Consider the following 16,505-nt stretch of genomic DNA (forward strand, 5'->3'; position numbering starts at 1 on the left):
CGGGAACACCAGATCGTCGGCAACAGCCTGCGCCTGCGGCCGGTATCCGGGCCGTGGGGGCGATCTGGGTCCGCACGATGGCGGCCGCGTCGACACGGCAAGCCTTCAGGGGCGGGCCGCGGGACGTTTGCTGCATGTCCGGCGGCGGCGGCTGACCGGGAGTGACGGCCACAACATAGTGGGGATACTCGGAGCCGTCAACACAAGATGCGGTAATCAGCACATGTCGCGACGATCAGTCGCAGGATGCCGTGTTGCACCGGCGGCGCCTTGTCGACATCCCCTGCGTCCCCAGTTCGGTACAACATCAACTTTCCCCGGAACACCGCCCATGCGCGCTGCCCAGTACCCCTCCTTCGGCGACCCGGCCGACGTCCTCGCCATTGCCGATGCCGCCCTGCCCGAGCCCGGCCCCGGCGAAGTGCGCATCCGCACCGTGCTGGCCTCGATCCACAACCACGACCTGCTGACCGTGCGCGGCCTGTATGGCTACAAGCCAACGCTGCCGGCGATCGGGGGCAGTGAAGCACTGGGCGTGGTCGATGCACTCGGCGACGGCGTCGACGGCCTGCAGATCGGCCAGCGGGTTGCCGCCGCCTCGGTGCACGGCACCTGGGCCGAGGCCTTCATCGCCCCGGCACGCATGGTGATTCCGATGCCGGAGGCGATCCCCGACGAAATGGCCGCACAGCTGATCGCGATGCCGCTGAGCGCGCTGATGCTGCTGGAGTTCCTGCACGTCGAGACGGGCCAGTGGATCGTGCAGAACACTGCCAACGGCGCGGTGGGCAAATCGCTGGCGATGCTGGCGCGGGCGCGTGGCGTGCATGTGGCCAACCTGGTGCGCAATGCCGATGCGGTCGCACAGTTGAAAGCGCTGGGCATCGATCATGTGTTCGACACCTCGGTGGACGGCTGGAAGGATCGCGTGCGTGAGGCGACCGGCGAAGCGCAGGCCGCGGCCGCGGTGGATTCCATTGGCGGCGACGCCAGCGGCGATCTGGTCGACCTGCTTGGCCACCACGGCACCCTGGTGTCGTTCGGTGTGATGAGCGGCGAGCCGATGCGCATTCCCGCCGGCGGCCTGATCTACAAGGAAGCCACGGTGAAGGGCTTCTGGGGCAGCAAGGTCAGCCAGGCGATGGCGGTGGAGGACAAGCGCCGGCTGGTTGGCGAACTGCTGAAGCGCGCGGCGAGCGGCGAACTGACCCTGCCGGTGGAGCAGGTCTTCGCGCTGGACGACATCGCCCAGGCAGCAAAGGCCGGTGCGGGTTCGGGCCGCAACGGCAAGGTGCTGCTGCGGCCGTGATGGGCTGGCACTGCCTTCTGTAGAGCCGAGCCATGCTCGGCTGCTTTCCTGTCAGTGTGCGGAGCCGAGCGTAGGCTCGGCTCTACAGGAGCGTGCGGACCAACGGTCCGCACCCACCGAGAGCAAGAAGCAGCCACTTCGTTAAGAACCTGTGATGTATAACTGAATGCGCTTTCGTCATTGGAAGGCGCACGTGGCTGCGTGCGGTACTGACGGCTCCTCCCCCGTTTGGCGTTGTCGCTTCCATGTACCGCACCACCCTGAACCTGCTTGCCGGCGCGATCGCGCTGGGCCTCACCGCCGGCGCTGCCGGCGCCGCTGAAACCGCCGATTCCGGCAAGGACAGCACCACCCTCGGCACTGTGCTGGTGACCGGCTCCAACATCAAGCGCAGCGATACCGCCGGGCCCAACCCGGTGCAGATCGTCAGCCGCGAACAGATCGAACAGACCGGTCGTTCCACCCTCACCGACGTGCTGCGCAACCTGTCGGCCAATGCCGGCAACAGCTTCGACGAGCAGTACACCGGTAGCTTCGCCGCCGGTTCTGCATCGATCGGCCTGCGTGGCCTGTCACCGAAGAACACGCTGGTGCTGGTCAACGGCTATCGGGTGTCCAACTTCGGCTTCGCGCTCAACACCCAGGACACCTTCGTTGACCTCAACGCGCTGCCGATCAGTGCGGTCGAGCGCATCGAAGTGCTGAAGGATGGCGCCTCGGCGGTGTACGGCTCCGACGCCATCGCCGGCGTCATCAACATCATCCTGCGCAAGAACTTCCAGGGCGTGGAAGTCGGCGGCGGCTTCGGTACCGCCACCCAGGGCGGCCTGAACGAACGCAAGGCCAACCTGCTGGCCGGCTTCGGTGATCTGGAACAGCAGGGCTGGAACGTGCTGTTCGGGCTGGATCTGCTCAAGCGCGACCGCCTCGATGGCGATGACCGTGCCTATACCCGCAGCGGCGATTTCCGCGACAAGCCCGGTGGTCGCCTGGCCGGGTGGTCCACTGCCGGTGGCAACTGGCTGAGCAACCCGCGTGCGCCGCAACCGTTCGCCAACTGCCCCGACGGCAGCCAGCTGCGCCCGTACAGCGACTTCGGCAGCACCCTGCCCGGCCAGGCCTGCGCCTTCAATGCGCAGCCGTTCAAGACCCTGCAGCCCGGCGCCGAGCGCCTGCAGGCGTCGCTGAGTGCGACCTACCGCTTCAATGACAGCGTCGAGGCCTTCGCCGATGTGCTGTACAGCCACAACAAGGCCGACCAGATCTTCAGCGCGCCACTGACCGTCGGGCCGGGCCTGCGTGCCTACAACCCGGCCACCGGCACCCTGATCGATGTGCCGGCGGTGCTGCCGGTCGGCCACCCGAACAACCCGGGCAGCACGCCGCTGCCGTTCGAGTACACCTTCTTCGATCTCGGCCCGCGCCTGAAGGACAACACCCAGGTGTTCTACCGTGCCCTGGCCGGCGTGCGCGGCAGTGGCGAGCGCTGGGACTGGGAAGTGGCAGCGCTGACCTCGCAGAGTGCACAGCGCGAGTACGTCGACAACTTCGTCAACCGCTACGCCTTCGAGCAGATCCTGCGCGATGGCAGCTACAACTTCCTCAACCCGTCCAGCACGCCGGGGGCGCTGGATGCACTGCGCCTGCAGACCAAGCGTCCGGGCTGGTACAAGCTGCACGCGTTGAACGTAAAGGCGTCGACCACGCTGTGGGAGCTGCCGGCCGGTGCAGTCGGCTTCGCCTGGGGCGCCGAGTTCCGCAAGGAATCATTGGATGCGCGCACCAGCGCACAGGTGCTGTCGGGTACCGAGCTGCGCCCGGCCATCAACGTGGTCAACGGCGAGCGCCAGGTCAGTGCCGCCTACGCAGAACTGAGCGTGCCGCTGCACCGCACGCTGGAACTGCAGCTGGCCGGTCGCGGCGACCGCTACGACGACTTCGGCAAGGCGTTCTCGCCGAAGGTGGCATTGCGCTGGCAGCCGCTGGACAGCCTGCTGCTGCGCGGCTCGTTCTCGCGCGGCTTCCGTGCACCGTCGCTGCCCGAAATCGCGCCGGGCCAGACCGTCAGCTACGGCTCGGTGATCGATCCGTTCGACCCACTGCAACCGGGCGGCAGCCGCGGCGTGACCAACATCCGCACCGGCAACCCTGACCTGAAGGCCGAGCGCTCGCGTAACTTCAACGTGGGTGCGGTGTGGTCGCCGGATGGCGATACCAGCATCGGCCTGGACTGGTACCGCATCGAACAGGACAACCTGGTCAAGCCTGACAGTGCGCAGTTCATCGTCGACAACCCGACCCTGTTCCCGGGCCGCGTACAACGCGAGAACGGACGCATCCAATTCATCACCAACCAGTACGCCAACCAGGGCGAACTGACCACCTCGGGGCTGGACCTGGACGCCAGCCGTACCTTCCGCACCGACGGTTGGGGCAACTTCACCGTCGCCGGCAGCTGGACCCACCTGCTCAGCTTCAAGCAGCCGCTGGTGGCCGGCCAGGCGCCCTATGACGGGGCCGGCAACAACCGCCACGGCGCACTGCCGCGCACCCGCGGCACCACCTCGCTGAACTGGGCGGTGGGCGACTGGAGCAGCACGCTGAGCCTGCAGTACGTGAGTGGCTACGACCAGCGTGTGGCGACGGTCACCAGCAACCCGGGGCTGCGTGACCGCATCAAGCCGTATCACCAGCTGGATCTTTACGTGGCCTACGAAGGTATTCCCAACACCACGCTGTCGCTGTCGGTGCTGAACCTGACCGACAAGGACCCGCCGTTCGACCCGGCCGGTGGCTCCAACGGTTTCGACATCAGCCAGTACAACCTGCGCGGGCAGTTCGTCTCGCTGGGGGCGCGCTACCGGTTCTGATGCGATATCGGGGCGGCGGTGATGCGCCGCCCCGTTCGCGTTGCCGGCCAGCGGCCGGCACTACCATCAACGTGCATCAGCGGCTCAGGTGCAGGAACTGCAGGTGCCGTTCGTACTGGCTGATGATGTCGTTGATGATCTGCTTGCGGCTGTAGCCGACCAGGTCGTAGTCCTGGCTGCCTTCGAACAGGTGCACTTCAGCGCGGTAGTAGCGCTGGTTGCGCAGCTGCTGCGCGGCGAACGACGGGGTCAGGTAGCCACTCAGGATCACCCGGTACAGGAAGTCCTGCTGCTCGCCGTGGTTCACCGTCAACTCCATGTCGCCGGCCTCGAACCGCGTGGCCACATCCCAGCCCTGCCCGCGCAGCTGCTCGGCCACCGCCTCCATCGCTGGCTTCACGGTGTCGTCCATGAAGCGGTAGACCTGGTCGCGCACCGGGAAGTGCATGGCCTGGCTCAGGCGCTGGCGCCAGCCCTGGTGGTGGCGGTCGTCACCGATCAGCGGCGAGGGACGGTACTGCAGCGCGCGCTTGCGGTGCGATTCGTCACTGAAGGCGCGGGTCAGGCCCCACATCATCAGCAACAACACCGCCGAGAACGGCAGCGACGCCAGCACCACCGCCGATTTCAGCGCATCGATGCTGCCGGCCAGCAGCAACCCGGCGGTCAGCACCGCGATCACCGTGCCCCAGAACACGCGCAGCCAACGCGGACCATCATCCTCCGGCGCCCCGCCATGCGAGGACAACGTGGACAGCACCACCGCGCCGGAGTCGGCCGATGTCACGAAGAAAATGAAACTGACGAACACCGTCACGGCGATCACCGCCTTGCTCCACGGATACCCATCCAGCAGGGCATACAGCACGGTGGGTGGATCATCCACCGCCAGTTGCGCCAGTTGCTGCTGGCCATGGTGCAGCACCTGGTCCAGTGCACTGTTGCCGAAGATCGACAGCCACGCCAGGGTGAAGCCGAGCGGGATCAGCAGCACGCCGAACACGAATTCGCGGATGGTGCGGCCACGCGAGATGCGGGCGATGAACAGGCCGACGAACGGCGCCCAGCCGATCCACCAGGCCCAGTAGAACACCGTCCAGCCGCCCAGCCATTCCGGTCGGCCGCCATAGGCGTACACATCGAAACTCTTGCCGACCACGCTGCCGAGGTAGTCGCCCAGGTTCTGCATCAGCGTGCTGAGCAGATACTGGGTGGGCCCGGCGCACAGCATGAACAGCACCAGCGCGATCGCCAGCAGCATGTTGATGTTGGCCATCCAGCGCACGCCCTTCTCCACGCCTGAAACGGCCACGGCCACCGCCGCGCCCATCATGCTGACCACCAGGATGATCTGCACCAGGTTGGAGTGCGGGATGTTGAACAGGTGCGACAGGCCGGCGTTGAGGTGCAGCACGCCGAAGCCCATGTCGGCGCCGATGCCGAACACGGTGGCGACAATGCCCAGCGCGTCCACGGTGTAGCCGATCGGGCCATTGATGCGCTTGCCGATCAGCGGGTACAGCGCCGAACGCAGGGCCAGCGGCAGATTGTGGCGGTAGGCGAAGTAGGCCATCGCCATCGCAGCGAGTGCAAACACGCCCCAACCGTGCAGGCCCCAGTGCAGGAACAGCAGCTGCATGGCCTGGCGCGCGCCGGCCTCACCGGCCGCCGGATCGCCCTGTGGCGGCTGCAGGTAATGGGTCAGCGGTTCGGAGACGCAGAAGAAGAACAGGGTGATGCTGATGCCGGCGGCGAACAGCATGCCGGCCCAGGAGAGATAGCTGAACTCCGGCTCGTCATGGTCGGCACCGAGCTTGATTCCACCGTACTTGGACAGCGCCACGCCGACCACGAACACCAGGTAGAGGGTCATCGCCAGCAGGTAGTACCAGCCGACATTGAGTGCGGCCCAGTCCTGCGCCTTGACCAGAAGGCGGCCCGCACCGAGCGGGAACAGGCTGACAAACAGCGCGAACGCCACGACAACGATCGCCGCGAAGGCGAACACAGGTCGAAGAGTGCGCACCGGGGATTGTTGCGGCTCCAGTACTTCCATGGGGCGGCGTTCTCCGGTAGATCAAAGGGTTAGCCGATCGATTCTGGCTGAACCGCAGTGGACAGAGCATGAAGTTGCGGCCTGCGGTCACAGGCCCGGCCCACCATTCCGTGTTATCACGCGCGCGCCGAAGCGTGCCTGCGAGCGCAGCCGCGCGCGGACCGCGTGCATCGCGGCCACGCGCGTACTGGCCAATCACGACATTACGTGCACCGCGCACAGCTTGTTGCCATCCGGGTCGCGCAGGTAGGCCAGGAACAGCTGGCGCCCGGCCATGGTGCGGATGCCGGCCGGGTCTTCGATGGCGGTGCCACCATGGGCCACGCCCGCATCCTGCCAGCCACGCACCGCCTCGGCGCTGTCGAGGGTGAAACCAATCGTGCCGCCGTTGGCATGGCACGCCGGCTGCCCATCGATCGGTGCGGTGACGATGAACATGCGGCCGTCCTTGAAGTACACCAGCCGCCCCTTGTCATCGAAGACACCGGGACGGGCGCCCAATGCGGTGAACAGGGCATCGTAGAAGCGATGCGCGACGTCCATGTCGTTGGTTCCAACGGTGATGTGGCTGAACATGCGGGCACTCCCTGCGGAAAGACCGCAGTGTCGGCGAGCCCGGCGGTCATCGCAAACGCCCTGGCCGTTGCCCCCCCTGCACAGGGTTTGTCGTACACCTCCCGATCACACTATAATGGGAATCATTCTCATTAATGATCGATGCCGATGGCCGTGCCCGCCGCCTCCAGCACCGCGCTGGCGGGGTTCTACCGCGAACACCATGGCTGGCTGCTGAGCTGGCTGCGCCGCCGCACCCGCAACGCCGACTGCGCCGCCGACCTGACCCAGGACACCTTCGTGCGCCTGCTCAGCCGTCGTGTCGATCCGTCCGAACTGCGCCTGCCGCGTGCCTATCTCAGCACCATCGCGCACGCGCTGCTGGTCAATCACTGGCAGCGCGCGGATCTGGAGCGCGCCTACCTGACGGCCTTGGCCGCCCAACCGGAGCCGGTGCATCCATCGGCGGAAGAACGCACGCAGGCACTGCAACTGCTGCACGCCATCGCCGACATGCTGGCCGGCCTGGCCGAACGCCCGCGGCGTGCGTTCCTGCTGGCCCGGCTGTCCGGCCTGGGCTATGCGGAAATCGGCCAACAGCTGGGCGTATCCGAGCGCATGGTCAAGAAATACATGGCGCAGGCGATGCTGCATTGCCTGCGCCTGTCCGGCGATGCCACGGCATGAATGCCGCACTGGCCAGCCCGGCGCTGGAGCAGGCGGCAGAGTGGTTCGCGCTGCGCGAGCAGGGCTGGAGTGACAGCGACCAGCAGCGATGGCACGCATGGCTGCATGCCGATGCTGGCCATGCCGATGCGTGGCGCCGGGTCGAGACGGTCTGGCAGTCCTTTGCTCCACTGTCGGCGCCGGCCGCCGCCACCGCGCTGGATGCCGCAGGCCGTCGTCGCCGGCAGGCTCTGTGCAGCCTCGGTGGTGCACTTGGCATCGGCGCGGTTTCACTGCTGGGCCGGCATGGCCTGCAGGCGCAACGCGGCCTGCAGACGCAGCGCACCGTTGCCGGGCACACCGGGCACTGGAGACTGATTGATGGCAGCCAGTTGTGGCTCAACGCCGACAGCGAAGTCACCATCGACATCGGCGGCGGCCGCCGCGCCCTGCATCTGCTGCGTGGCGAGCTGCTGCTGCAGACCGGCCATCACCCTGCGTTCGCCGGCCAGCCGTTGACCGTGCATGTGCCGGGAGCACGCCTGCAGCCGATCGGCACCCGCTTCGCGGTCGGTCGTGAGGCGCAGGGCAGCCGCCTGGATGTGCTCGAGGGCGTGGTGCGCTGCCTGCCGATGTTCGGTGTGGCGCTGGATGTGGCTGCCGGAGGCGCGGTGCGGATCGGCCCGATGGGCGGGCTCACAACGGTCGCTGCCGATCCTCTGCGCGGTGACTGGCAGGACGGACGCCTGCAGGTACAGGACACGCCTTTGGTCCGCGTCATCGATGAGCTGGCCCGCCACCATCAGGGCTATCTGGGTTGTGATCCGGCGCTCGCCGCATTGAAGGTCACGGCAGTACTGCCACGCCTGGACAGCACCCAGGCGCTGCATCTGCTGGCCCGCGCCCTGCCGATCCGTGTCGAGCAGCGCTGGCCGTGGTGGACCGTCGTGCGTCCGCTTTGAAATCGCGGTTCCCTTTCTGCGCGCTCACCGGGCACTACAAGGGAACCCATTGCGGATGTTGCCGCCCCCATGAAACTGCCCTGCCCCTCCCCTCGCCCCCTGGCCATCGCCTTGTGCATGGCCCTGGCGACCCCCTGCCTGCTGCCTGCCTCGGTCCATGCACAGGAGACCGCCGCTGCGGTCCGCTGGCAGATTGCGCCCGGCCCGCTCGACCAGGCCCTGACCGCGTTCGGCCAGCAGTCGGGCCTGTCGATCGCTGCCGATGCGCGCCTGACCCGCGGCCGCCACAGCAGCGGCGTGCAGGCCACGCTCGGTACTGACGCCGCATTGGCGAAGCTGCTGGCCGGCACCGGCCTGGCCTTCCAGCGTGATGCCAGCGGTGTGGTGCTGCAGGCGGCACCCACCGCTGAAGCCGGGGTACGCCAGATCGGCACCCTGCGCGTGGCTGGCCAGGCCGGCGAAGGCGCTTCACCGTGGGGCCTCGCCGATGCCGATGCGGTCTACCGTGACAGCGGCTCCCGCGTGCACCTGGACCATCAGCAACTGGAACGCTTCCGCGGCCAGTCGATCGGCGACGTGCTGGCCGGTGCGGTGGGCGTGCACACCGCTGACGTTCGCAACGGCGGTGCGCTGGACGTCAACATCCGCGGCCTGCAGGGCCAGAACCGGGTGCCGGTGATCATCGACGGCGGCCAGCAGGCCATCGACGTGTACCGCGGCTATGCCGGCGTGCAGCAGCGCAGCTATCTCGATCCCGATCTGATCAGTGCGGTCAGCATTGAAAAGGGACCAAGCCTGGCCGCCAACGCCGCCAGCGCGATCGGCGGCGTGGTCTACATGGAAACGTTGAACGTCGATGACATCCTCGATGATGGCCAGACCTGGGGCCTGCGCATGCGCGGCGGCGTGGCCGACAACAGCATCGACCGCACCCGCACCTTCAAGCAGATCGCGCGCGGCAGCGAAAACCGCAACAGCCTGCGCGACCCGCGCGACTGGAATGGCAGCGTGGCCTTCGCCCAGCGTGGCGAAGACTGGCAGCTGGTCGCGGCCTATGCGCGGCGCCGCCAGGGCAACTTCTTCGCCGGCAGCAACGGTGCGCATCGCTACGACAACCAGCACCTGTCCAGCGGCGGTACCGGCATGTCCAGCCAGGCCGTATCCAAGCTCTTCCATCCGGGCGATGAGGTGCTCAACACGCATACCGACAACGAATCGGCATTGCTGAAATTCACCTGGACGCCCAACCCGGACCAGCGGTTGGAGCTGAGCCACCGCTACTTCAACTCCAGCTTCGGCGAGATCATGCCGTCGGCGATCGGACGCGTGGGTGAGTCCAATGAATGGGTGACCTACGTGGACAAGGCCAACACCATGTTCCAGTTCGAGCCGGGAAAAATGCGGGTCAACGCCACCTCGCTGCGCCACCGCTACCGGCCCGAGGCACATCCGTGGCTGGACCTGAGCAGCACGCTGTGGTTTACCACCGCCACCAGCCGCATGTTCAACAGCAACATCGCCAACACGCCGCTGTTCAAGGACGTGCCCAACGACCAGATGCCGGACACGCTGGGCGAAACCTACGGCCCGGGACTGCAGTCGGACGTGAAGACCCAGCGCTGGGGCGTGGACAGCAGCAACACCACGCGCTTCAGCAATGCTCTGGGCGACTGGACGCTGCGCTATGGCGCCTCCTTCCAGCACGAGGACACCGCGCCCAACTCACCGGTGCTGCCGGTGGATTTCAACAACAACCGCTACCTGCGCTCGGGCACGCGCCGCGAGGCCAGCGTCGTCGCCTCGCTGCAATGGCAGCCGTGGGACTGGCTGTCGCTGACCGCGGGCGGCCGCTTCACCGACTACCGCACCCGCGACCGCAACCGCGTGGCCTTCGTCAGTGAATCGCGCGACCTGCGCTACACCTTCGCGCGCCTGAGCAAGGGCGGCCAGCTGCTGCCCGGCTGGTACAAGGAGTGGTACCCGGATGCCCAGGGCAATTACACCTATGACTCGCTGCGCGCTACGCCCTATGGCGACAGCACGCTGGGCCAGGCCTACGATTTCGACGGCTTCATTCCCGATCCGCGCGGCGCCAACGGCTTCTATACCAAGCAGATTCCCACTGCCTGGGGCTACAAGCCGGCGATCCGCCGTTCCGGCCACGGCTTCGCGCCGTATGCAGAGGCGCGCTTCAACCTCGATCAGGACATGTTCTTCTACGTGAAGTACGCGCAGGGCTGGAAGATGCCCAGCCTGTTCGAGTCGACGCTGGGCAACAGCACCTCGGCACCGGTGGCCGACCTCAAGCCGGAGAAGAACCGCTCGTGGGACATCGGCCTCAGCCTGCTCAAGCAGGACCTGTGGCGCGACGGTGACCGCCTGGCGTTCAAGGTGGCCTGGTTCAAGAACGATATCGACAACGCCATCACCCGTCGCTTCGATTCCAGCAACTGGGCGTTCTACGTCGACAACGTCGACAACTACACGGTGTCTGGCTATGAGCTGCAATCCGGTTATGACGCCGGCATCGCCTACCTGGACCTGTCGGCCAGCTACTACCAGCGCGCGCGTACCTGCGATGCGGCCACCGCCAAGCGCCTGCGCGAAGACCCCTATGCGAAGTGGAGCAAGCTGGACACCACTCCGGACTGCGTGGACGGCGGCTTCGGCACCTCGTTCGTCAACGCGCAGAACCCACCGAAGTACTCGATTCACAGCACGCTGGGCTTCCGCCTGTTCGACAAGCGACTGGATACCGGCATCCGCCGCACCTACAACAGCGGCCCCACCCACGAACTGGACAAGCCCTGGAACACCACCGGCTCGACCGGCCTGCAGAACATCTACCTGCCGACCGCGATCTATGACTTCTATGCGCGCTGGCAGTTCACGCCGCGCAGCGAAGTGGAGCTGGTGGTCAGCAACCTGCGCAACACCTACTACATGGACACGCTGGCGATGAGCCTGATGCCGGGCCCGGGGCGCACCACGCGGCTGAACTTCACCGCACGCTTCTGAGTGCTTCAGAAACAGCAACGCCCCGGGGAGATCATCCCCGGGGCGCTTGCTTGCGGCCGCTCACGCTCTGGAAGGGGCCAACCGTGGTTCTGGTAGGCGCCAACCTTGGTTGGCGCAACGATGCGTCACTTCGCGGTACTCAGCAGCAGCACTGCAATAGTGACCAGCGCAATGCCGACCCAGCCGATCGGACGCAGGCGGTTGCCGAACAACAGGCGGCCGCAGGTGGCGGTACCGATCACGCCGATCGCACCCCACATCGCATAGGCGGTAGCCAGGTCCATGTAGCGCACCGCTTGGCCGAGCAGGGCGAAGGCGATCCAGACCATGACGATTGCAGCGATGCCCCAGCGCCAGCGGCGGAAACCTTCCGACTTGGCCACCATCATGTTGGCGGCGACGTCGATCAAGGCCGAACAGATCACGAAAAAAAACGCCAAGGTATTCATCAGTGCGCCTCCCCGAGGGTGACGCAGACGATGCCGACCACTGCCAGCACCAGGCCGGCCAGCTGCTGCAGCGACAGGCTTTCACCAAAGACGGTGAGGCCGACCACAGTGAGCAGGGTCAGGCCGAGGCCTTCCCACACTGCGTAGGCCACGCCCACGGCGATGCGGCGCACCGACTGCGCGAGGAAGAAATAGGACAGCGCCAGCGCGCCGGCCATGATCAGATAGCCGGTCCAGCCGCCATCGCGAGCGGCATGGGCCATGAACGAGGTGCCGACCACTTCGGCGACGATCGCCACGGTCAGGCAGGCCCAGGCGACCAGCGCGCCACGGGCGGGAACAGTACGGGACATGTGAAACTCCTTGCAGGGCGGGGACCGCGCCGCCTTTTCAATAGATCCACGCCGTGCGTGGAGGGTCCGGAACGCCCCGCAGACGGGGGCGATGGAAGCCAGTATCATCGCCTTTTACGGTGGTATCAAAATGGATTCCATCGACAGGAGCGATGGATCAATGCCCTACTCCCCTGAATCCCTGCAGGCCTTCGTGGAAGCCGCGGCGCTGGGCTCGTTCTCGGCGGCGGCGCGGCGCCTGCGCAAGACCCAATCGACGGTCAGCACCGCCATCGCCCACCTGGAAGCCGACCTGGGCGTGAGCCTGTTCGACCGCAGCGGGCGCTACCCGCAGCTGACCGAGGCCGGGCGCCAGGTACTTGGGCACGCGCAGGAAATCCTGGCTGCCGATGCCCGCCTGCAGCAGTTGAGCGTACGCCTGGCCGCACCGGTCGAACCGCGCCTGACCGTGGCGTTCTCCGACGTCTACCAACTGGACCCGGAACAACGGGTGCTGCAACGCTTCGCCGAGGCGTTCCCGGAGATCGAGCTGGAATGGCTGGATGCCGAGGGCGAGGACGTGCTGGAACTGGTAAGCAACGGACGCGCCGCGCTGGGTCTGCTGCCACGGCAGGAGCACTATCCGGACGGACTGGTGGCACGTCCGCTGGCGCACCACAGCGAGCTGTCGGTGTATGTGGCGCGCGAGCATCCGCTGGCCAGCGCTGGCCGTCGCGCCGCCGCACAGCTGGCGCGGCATAGACAGGTGCGCTTGAGCGCGGAAGTCGATCAATCCCGCGTGGTCACCGGCCTGGCCTGGACCGCCACCGACTACCTGATGGTGATGGAAATGGCCGAGGACGGCCTCGGCTGGGCCGAACTGCCGCGCGCACTGGTACAGCGCTACGACCGCGGGCGGATGGTGGAACTGCTGCTGCCCGGCTGGCCGCGGCGCATCCACAGCGACCTGCTGTGGCGCCGTGATACGCCGCCGGGACCGGCCGCACTCTGGTGGGCCGACGCATTGGGGTGAACCGAAAAAGGGGACGGAGGGGATTAAGTCGTTTGTGGCACAAACGACTTAATCCCCTCCGTCCCCTTTTTCAGTTGCCGGCCAGCGGCCGGCACTACCGGTCAACGATGGGCTAGCGCGTAATCCAGCGCCGAGCACACCGCCGCCACCTGTGCGTCGTTGCACTGCTGCGGGGTCGCACGCGGGCTGTCCGGGTAGACCTCGGTGGTGGTGGTGTACTTCGCCCCGGTAATGCCGGCGCACAGGCCCAGCTTCACCAGCGGGTACTCGATCACGCCATGCGCCACCACCGGCGAACCGATGATCTCGCCCTTGTCGTCGGCCGGCGCAATGTGGGTGACCTTTTCCACCGCGGCGATCACCGCCTGCTGGAAGGCCGCCTGCGGGGCCTCGCTGTCGTCCACCAGATAGAAGCCATCCGGAATCAGGCCTGGCTCGAACGGCTTGCCATCACGCGCCGCCAGCGCCGGGCGGAACTCGCTCTCGTCGCTGTCGGTGGTTTCGTGCAGGTCGATGTGCAGCACGAACTGGCCCTTGATCGGTGCGATCAGTTCGATCAGCGAGGTCGACTCGCGGGCCGGGCCATCGGCGCGGAAGTTGCGGTTCGGGTCGATCGCATCGAAATTCCAGCGGTTGATGCGCTCGAAGCCCCACGGATTCACGCACGGTGCCACCAGCAGGTTGGCCTTGCCGGCGTAGTCGGCGGCGTGCTTTTCGAGGAATTCCAGCGCGCCCATCACGCCGCTGGTCTCGTAGCCGTGCACACCACCGGTGACCAGTGCAGCCGGCAGTGCCGGGTTCCAGTCGCGGCTGCGCAGGGCGAACAAGGTGTAGGTCTCGCCAGCGTAGTCGAGCTGGCCATAGGCCACCTTGTCGAAGCGCGAGGCCAGCGCCTCGATGCGCGGCAGCACTTCCTCGTCATAGCGACGCAGGCGCTGCTGGCGGCCACGCCACGCCTCCCGTTCCGCCGCTCCCCACGGCTGGCCAGGGGTTCCGACGGGGTAGAAAGCGGCTTGGGACATGGCGGATCTCAGCGAGTCAGGAAGCAATCACCCACTTTACCACCGGCCCATCAGCATGAACCGGAGACGCATTCCATTGGCGAATGGAATCAGCAATAATTCTCATTTACGACCTTCCACAACCCGCACCGATGCCCACCCACGCCCCGCAAACGGCCCGCCTGCCACTGGCTGCCGCCCTCGCCCTGTGCCTGATTCCGGCCGCCAGCGCCTTCGCCCAGGACGGCGCCACCACGCTGGACAGCATCCAGGTCTCCGGCAGCTGGCTGGGCACCGGCCTGCATGACAGCGTGAAGAGCTTCGCTGGCGCGCGCACCGTGGTGGACCGCCAGCGCATCGAAGCCAGCGGCGCGGCCAGCATCGGCGATGCCATGCGTCGCATCCCCGGCGTGCAGGTCACCGACAACTCCAGCACCGCCGGCAGTTCGGTCTCGCTGAACATCGGCGTGCGCGGCCTGACCGGGCGCTACTCGCCGCGCTCGACCGTGCTGCTCGATGGCGTGCCGCTGGCAGTGGCGCCGTATGGCCAGCCGCAGCTGTCGTTCGCGCCGACCAGCCTGTCCAACATCGAATCGATCGACGTGGTACGCGGCGGCGGCGCGGTGCGCTACGGCCCACAGAACGTGGGCGGCATCATCAACTTCAGCACCCGCGCCATTCCCACCGAGGCCGGCCTGCACGGCGAAGCCGGTGTGCGCTACACCGCCTACGACCACGGCGGCGGCGACAGCACCCAGTACAGCGCCTTCCTCGGCGGCACCGGCGACAACGGCCTGGGCGCGGCCCTGCTGTACTCCGGCCAGGATGGCCGCGGCTGGCGCCAGGGCAGCGATGACCGTTTCAACGACCTCGCGCTGAAGTTCGCGTACGCCATCGACGAACAGCAGGAACTGCGCGCCAAGCTCTCCTACTACGATGTGCGCTCGCTGACCCCGGGTGGCCTGACCCGCGCCCAGTACGAAGCCGACCCGTTCCAGAACACACGCCCCACCGATTTCTGGAAAGGCCACCGCACCGGCATCGACCTGGGCTACACCAATACGCTCTCGGCCAACAGCGAGTTCGAGGTACTGGCCTATTACAACGAAAGCAGCCGTGCCAGCTCGCTGATCAACGCCGCCAATACCCAGCTGACCGTGCAGCCGCGCGACTACCGTGTGCTCGGCATCGAGCCGCGCTACACCCAGCGCCTGCACTGGGGCGCCAGCGTGCACGACATCACCGCCGGCTACCGCTTCCTGCGAGAGCGTGGCAACGACCGCAGCTACACAGTCACCCGCCGCACCGGCGCGGCCAGTGCCACCACCCGCTTCGACAACGCCACCGACGCACACGCCTTCTACATCGACGACCGCATCGCGATCGGCCAGTGGCGGATCACCCCGGGCGTGCGCATGGAGTGGATCGACATGGACCGCCGCCAGGCGGGTGGCGCGGCGACCTTCAGCAGCCGCAACGACAAGGCCCTGCCCTCGATCAACGTCGCCTACCTGCTGACTCCGCAGCTGACCGTGTTCGGCAACTACACCACCTCGTTCGGGCCGGTGCAGAACATCCAGCTGAACTCACAGACCGCCAGCAACCCGCTGAATCCGGAAATCGCCAAGACCACCGAACTCGGTGCGCGCTGGCAGGACGGTGCACTGCGCGCGGAAGTGACCGTGTTCAAGATGCGCTTCGACAACCAGATCCTGCAGGTGCCAGGCATCACCCCGCCGACCTTCCAGAACATCGGCGCCACCGACCACAAGGGCGTGGAAAGCGCGCTGGAGTACCGCTTCGCCGAAGACAGCGCACTGGCCGGTCTGGAGCTGTACGCCAACTACACCTGGACCAAGGCGATCCAGCAGTCCGGCGACAACCGTGGCCTGGACGTGCCGTTCTACTCGCGCGACACCGACAGCGTCGGCGCACGCTATGCACTGGCCGGCTGGACCTTCAATGTCTCCAGCACCCACCAGAGCGGCCAGTTCTCCGACGCCGCCAACACCTGGGCCGAGAGCGCCGATGCGCGCGTGGGCCGCGTGCCGGGCGTACGCCTGTGGAACGCGCAGGTGGCCTGGCAGGTGCCGGGACTGGGTGACAGCGAGATCGCGCTGGGCGTGAACAACCTGGCCGACAAGCGCTGGTATACCCGCAACGTCGATGGCAACGCCGGCCGCATGGTGGCTGCGCCGCGCACCTTCTACGCGCAGGGCCGCTACCGCTTCTGACGCAGTAACCGCCCGATGCA

General features: G+C 66.9%; 12 protein-coding genes. 7 read left to right on the plus strand and 5 right to left on the minus strand.

The window, feature by feature from the left end:
- Window positions 1–331: 331 nt before the first annotated feature.
- Both ACZK45_RS12335 and ACZK45_RS12340 read left to right on the plus strand, forming a co-directional pair.
- Window positions 332–1,309, plus strand: a complete 978-nt coding sequence (locus tag ACZK45_RS12335; protein WP_125894397.1) for a zinc-binding dehydrogenase — start codon at window positions 332–334, stop codon at window positions 1,307–1,309.
- A 245-nt stretch (window positions 1,310–1,554) separates the two neighbouring features.
- Entirely contained in the window at window positions 1,555–4,179 is a 2,625-nt protein-coding gene (locus tag ACZK45_RS12340) for a TonB-dependent receptor (protein ID WP_125894395.1), read from the plus strand.
- Window positions 4,180–4,255: 76 nt separating this feature from the next.
- On the opposite strand, the gene betT is transcribed toward ACZK45_RS12340, so the two are convergent.
- Together betT and ACZK45_RS12350 are read right to left on the minus strand one after the other, a co-directional pair.
- Window positions 4,256–6,235: a choline BCCT transporter BetT gene (betT, locus tag ACZK45_RS12345; RefSeq protein WP_049400600.1), complete on the minus strand. Its 1,980-nt coding sequence runs from the start codon at window positions 6,233–6,235 to the stop codon at window positions 4,256–4,258.
- A 195-nt stretch (window positions 6,236–6,430) separates the two neighbouring features.
- Window positions 6,431–6,811 carry a VOC family protein gene (locus ACZK45_RS12350; RefSeq protein ID WP_106468284.1) on the minus strand — a complete coding sequence of 127 codons (381 nt, stop codon included), beginning with the start codon at window positions 6,809–6,811 and terminating at the stop codon, window positions 6,431–6,433.
- A gap of 147 nt (window positions 6,812–6,958) precedes the next feature.
- Between ACZK45_RS12350 and ACZK45_RS12355 the strand changes: the two genes are divergently transcribed.
- The 3 genes from ACZK45_RS12355 to ACZK45_RS12365 all read left to right on the plus strand — a co-directional run bounded on the left by ACZK45_RS12355 (window position 6,959) and on the right by ACZK45_RS12365 (window position 11,436).
- Window positions 6,959–7,477, plus strand: a complete 519-nt coding sequence (locus ACZK45_RS12355) for a sigma-70 family RNA polymerase sigma factor (RefSeq protein ID WP_346485504.1) — start codon at window positions 6,959–6,961, stop codon at window positions 7,475–7,477.
- Window positions 7,474–8,418 carry a FecR family protein gene (locus tag ACZK45_RS12360; protein ID WP_180837634.1) on the plus strand — a complete coding sequence of 315 codons (945 nt, stop codon included), beginning with the start codon at window positions 7,474–7,476 and terminating at the stop codon, window positions 8,416–8,418. Before ACZK45_RS12355 ends, ACZK45_RS12360 begins: the two co-directional genes overlap by 4 nt.
- 69 nt (window positions 8,419–8,487) lie before the next feature.
- Complete coding sequence (locus ACZK45_RS12365; RefSeq protein ID WP_478444752.1) at window positions 8,488–11,436, plus strand: TonB-dependent receptor; 2,949 nt, start codon at window positions 8,488–8,490, stop codon at window positions 11,434–11,436.
- A 125-nt stretch (window positions 11,437–11,561) separates the two neighbouring features.
- Here the strand turns inward: ACZK45_RS12365 and ACZK45_RS12370 are convergent, their stop codons facing one another.
- A complete protein-coding gene (locus tag ACZK45_RS12370) occupies window positions 11,562–11,885 on the minus strand; it encodes a DMT family transporter (protein ID WP_478444753.1) in 324 nt (107 codons plus the stop codon).
- Entirely contained in the window at window positions 11,885–12,238 is a 354-nt protein-coding gene (locus ACZK45_RS12375) for an SMR family transporter (RefSeq protein WP_010485170.1), read from the minus strand. Before ACZK45_RS12375 ends, ACZK45_RS12370 begins: the two co-directional genes overlap by 1 nt.
- Window positions 12,239–12,398: 160 nt before the next feature.
- Here ACZK45_RS12375 and ACZK45_RS12380 point away from each other — a divergent pair, with 160 nt between their 5' ends.
- On the plus strand, window positions 12,399–13,250 hold the full coding sequence (locus ACZK45_RS12380; protein WP_329810551.1) for a LysR family transcriptional regulator: 852 nt from the start codon (window positions 12,399–12,401) through the stop codon (window positions 13,248–13,250).
- A 101-nt stretch (window positions 13,251–13,351) separates the two neighbouring features.
- Here ACZK45_RS12380 and ACZK45_RS12385 read toward each other — a convergent pair whose 3' ends face one another.
- On the minus strand, window positions 13,352–14,272 hold the full coding sequence (locus tag ACZK45_RS12385; protein ID WP_346485500.1) for a M14 family metallopeptidase: 921 nt from the start codon (window positions 14,270–14,272) through the stop codon (window positions 13,352–13,354).
- A gap of 131 nt (window positions 14,273–14,403) precedes the next feature.
- Here ACZK45_RS12385 and ACZK45_RS12390 point away from each other — a divergent pair, with 131 nt between their 5' ends.
- The gene (locus ACZK45_RS12390) at window positions 14,404–16,485 is read left to right on the plus strand and encodes a TonB-dependent receptor family protein (RefSeq protein ID WP_346485498.1); all 2,082 of its coding nucleotides are present in this window, start codon (window positions 14,404–14,406) and stop codon (window positions 16,483–16,485) included.
- The last annotated feature ends 20 nt before the right edge of the window (window positions 16,486–16,505 follow it).

It is taken from the genome of Stenotrophomonas sp. 63632_Sma, from assembly GCF_056482875.1.

Coding starts and splice junctions, on each gene's coding strand:
- ACZK45_RS12385 (WP_346485500.1), bottom strand. CDS start 14,272: ATGTCCCAAGCCGCTTTCTACCCCGTCGGAACCCCTGGCCAGCCGTGG.
- ACZK45_RS12335 (WP_125894397.1), top strand. CDS start 332: ATGCGCGCTGCCCAGTACCCCTCCTTCGGCGACCCGGCCGACGTCCTC.
- betT (WP_049400600.1), bottom strand. CDS start 6,235: ATGGAAGTACTGGAGCCGCAACAATCCCCGGTGCGCACTCTTCGACCT.
- ACZK45_RS12355 (WP_346485504.1), top strand. CDS start 6,959: ATGGCCGTGCCCGCCGCCTCCAGCACCGCGCTGGCGGGGTTCTACCGC.
- ACZK45_RS12380 (WP_329810551.1), top strand. CDS start 12,399: ATGCCCTACTCCCCTGAATCCCTGCAGGCCTTCGTGGAAGCCGCGGCG.
- ACZK45_RS12370 (WP_478444753.1), bottom strand. CDS start 11,885: ATGAATACCTTGGCGTTTTTTTTCGTGATCTGTTCGGCCTTGATCGAC.
- ACZK45_RS12375 (WP_010485170.1), bottom strand. CDS start 12,238: ATGTCCCGTACTGTTCCCGCCCGTGGCGCGCTGGTCGCCTGGGCCTGC.
- ACZK45_RS12360 (WP_180837634.1), top strand. CDS start 7,474: ATGAATGCCGCACTGGCCAGCCCGGCGCTGGAGCAGGCGGCAGAGTGG.
- ACZK45_RS12390 (WP_346485498.1), top strand. CDS start 14,404: ATGCCCACCCACGCCCCGCAAACGGCCCGCCTGCCACTGGCTGCCGCC.
- ACZK45_RS12340 (WP_125894395.1), top strand. CDS start 1,555: ATGTACCGCACCACCCTGAACCTGCTTGCCGGCGCGATCGCGCTGGGC.
- ACZK45_RS12350 (WP_106468284.1), bottom strand. CDS start 6,811: ATGTTCAGCCACATCACCGTTGGAACCAACGACATGGACGTCGCGCAT.
- ACZK45_RS12365 (WP_478444752.1), top strand. CDS start 8,488: ATGAAACTGCCCTGCCCCTCCCCTCGCCCCCTGGCCATCGCCTTGTGC.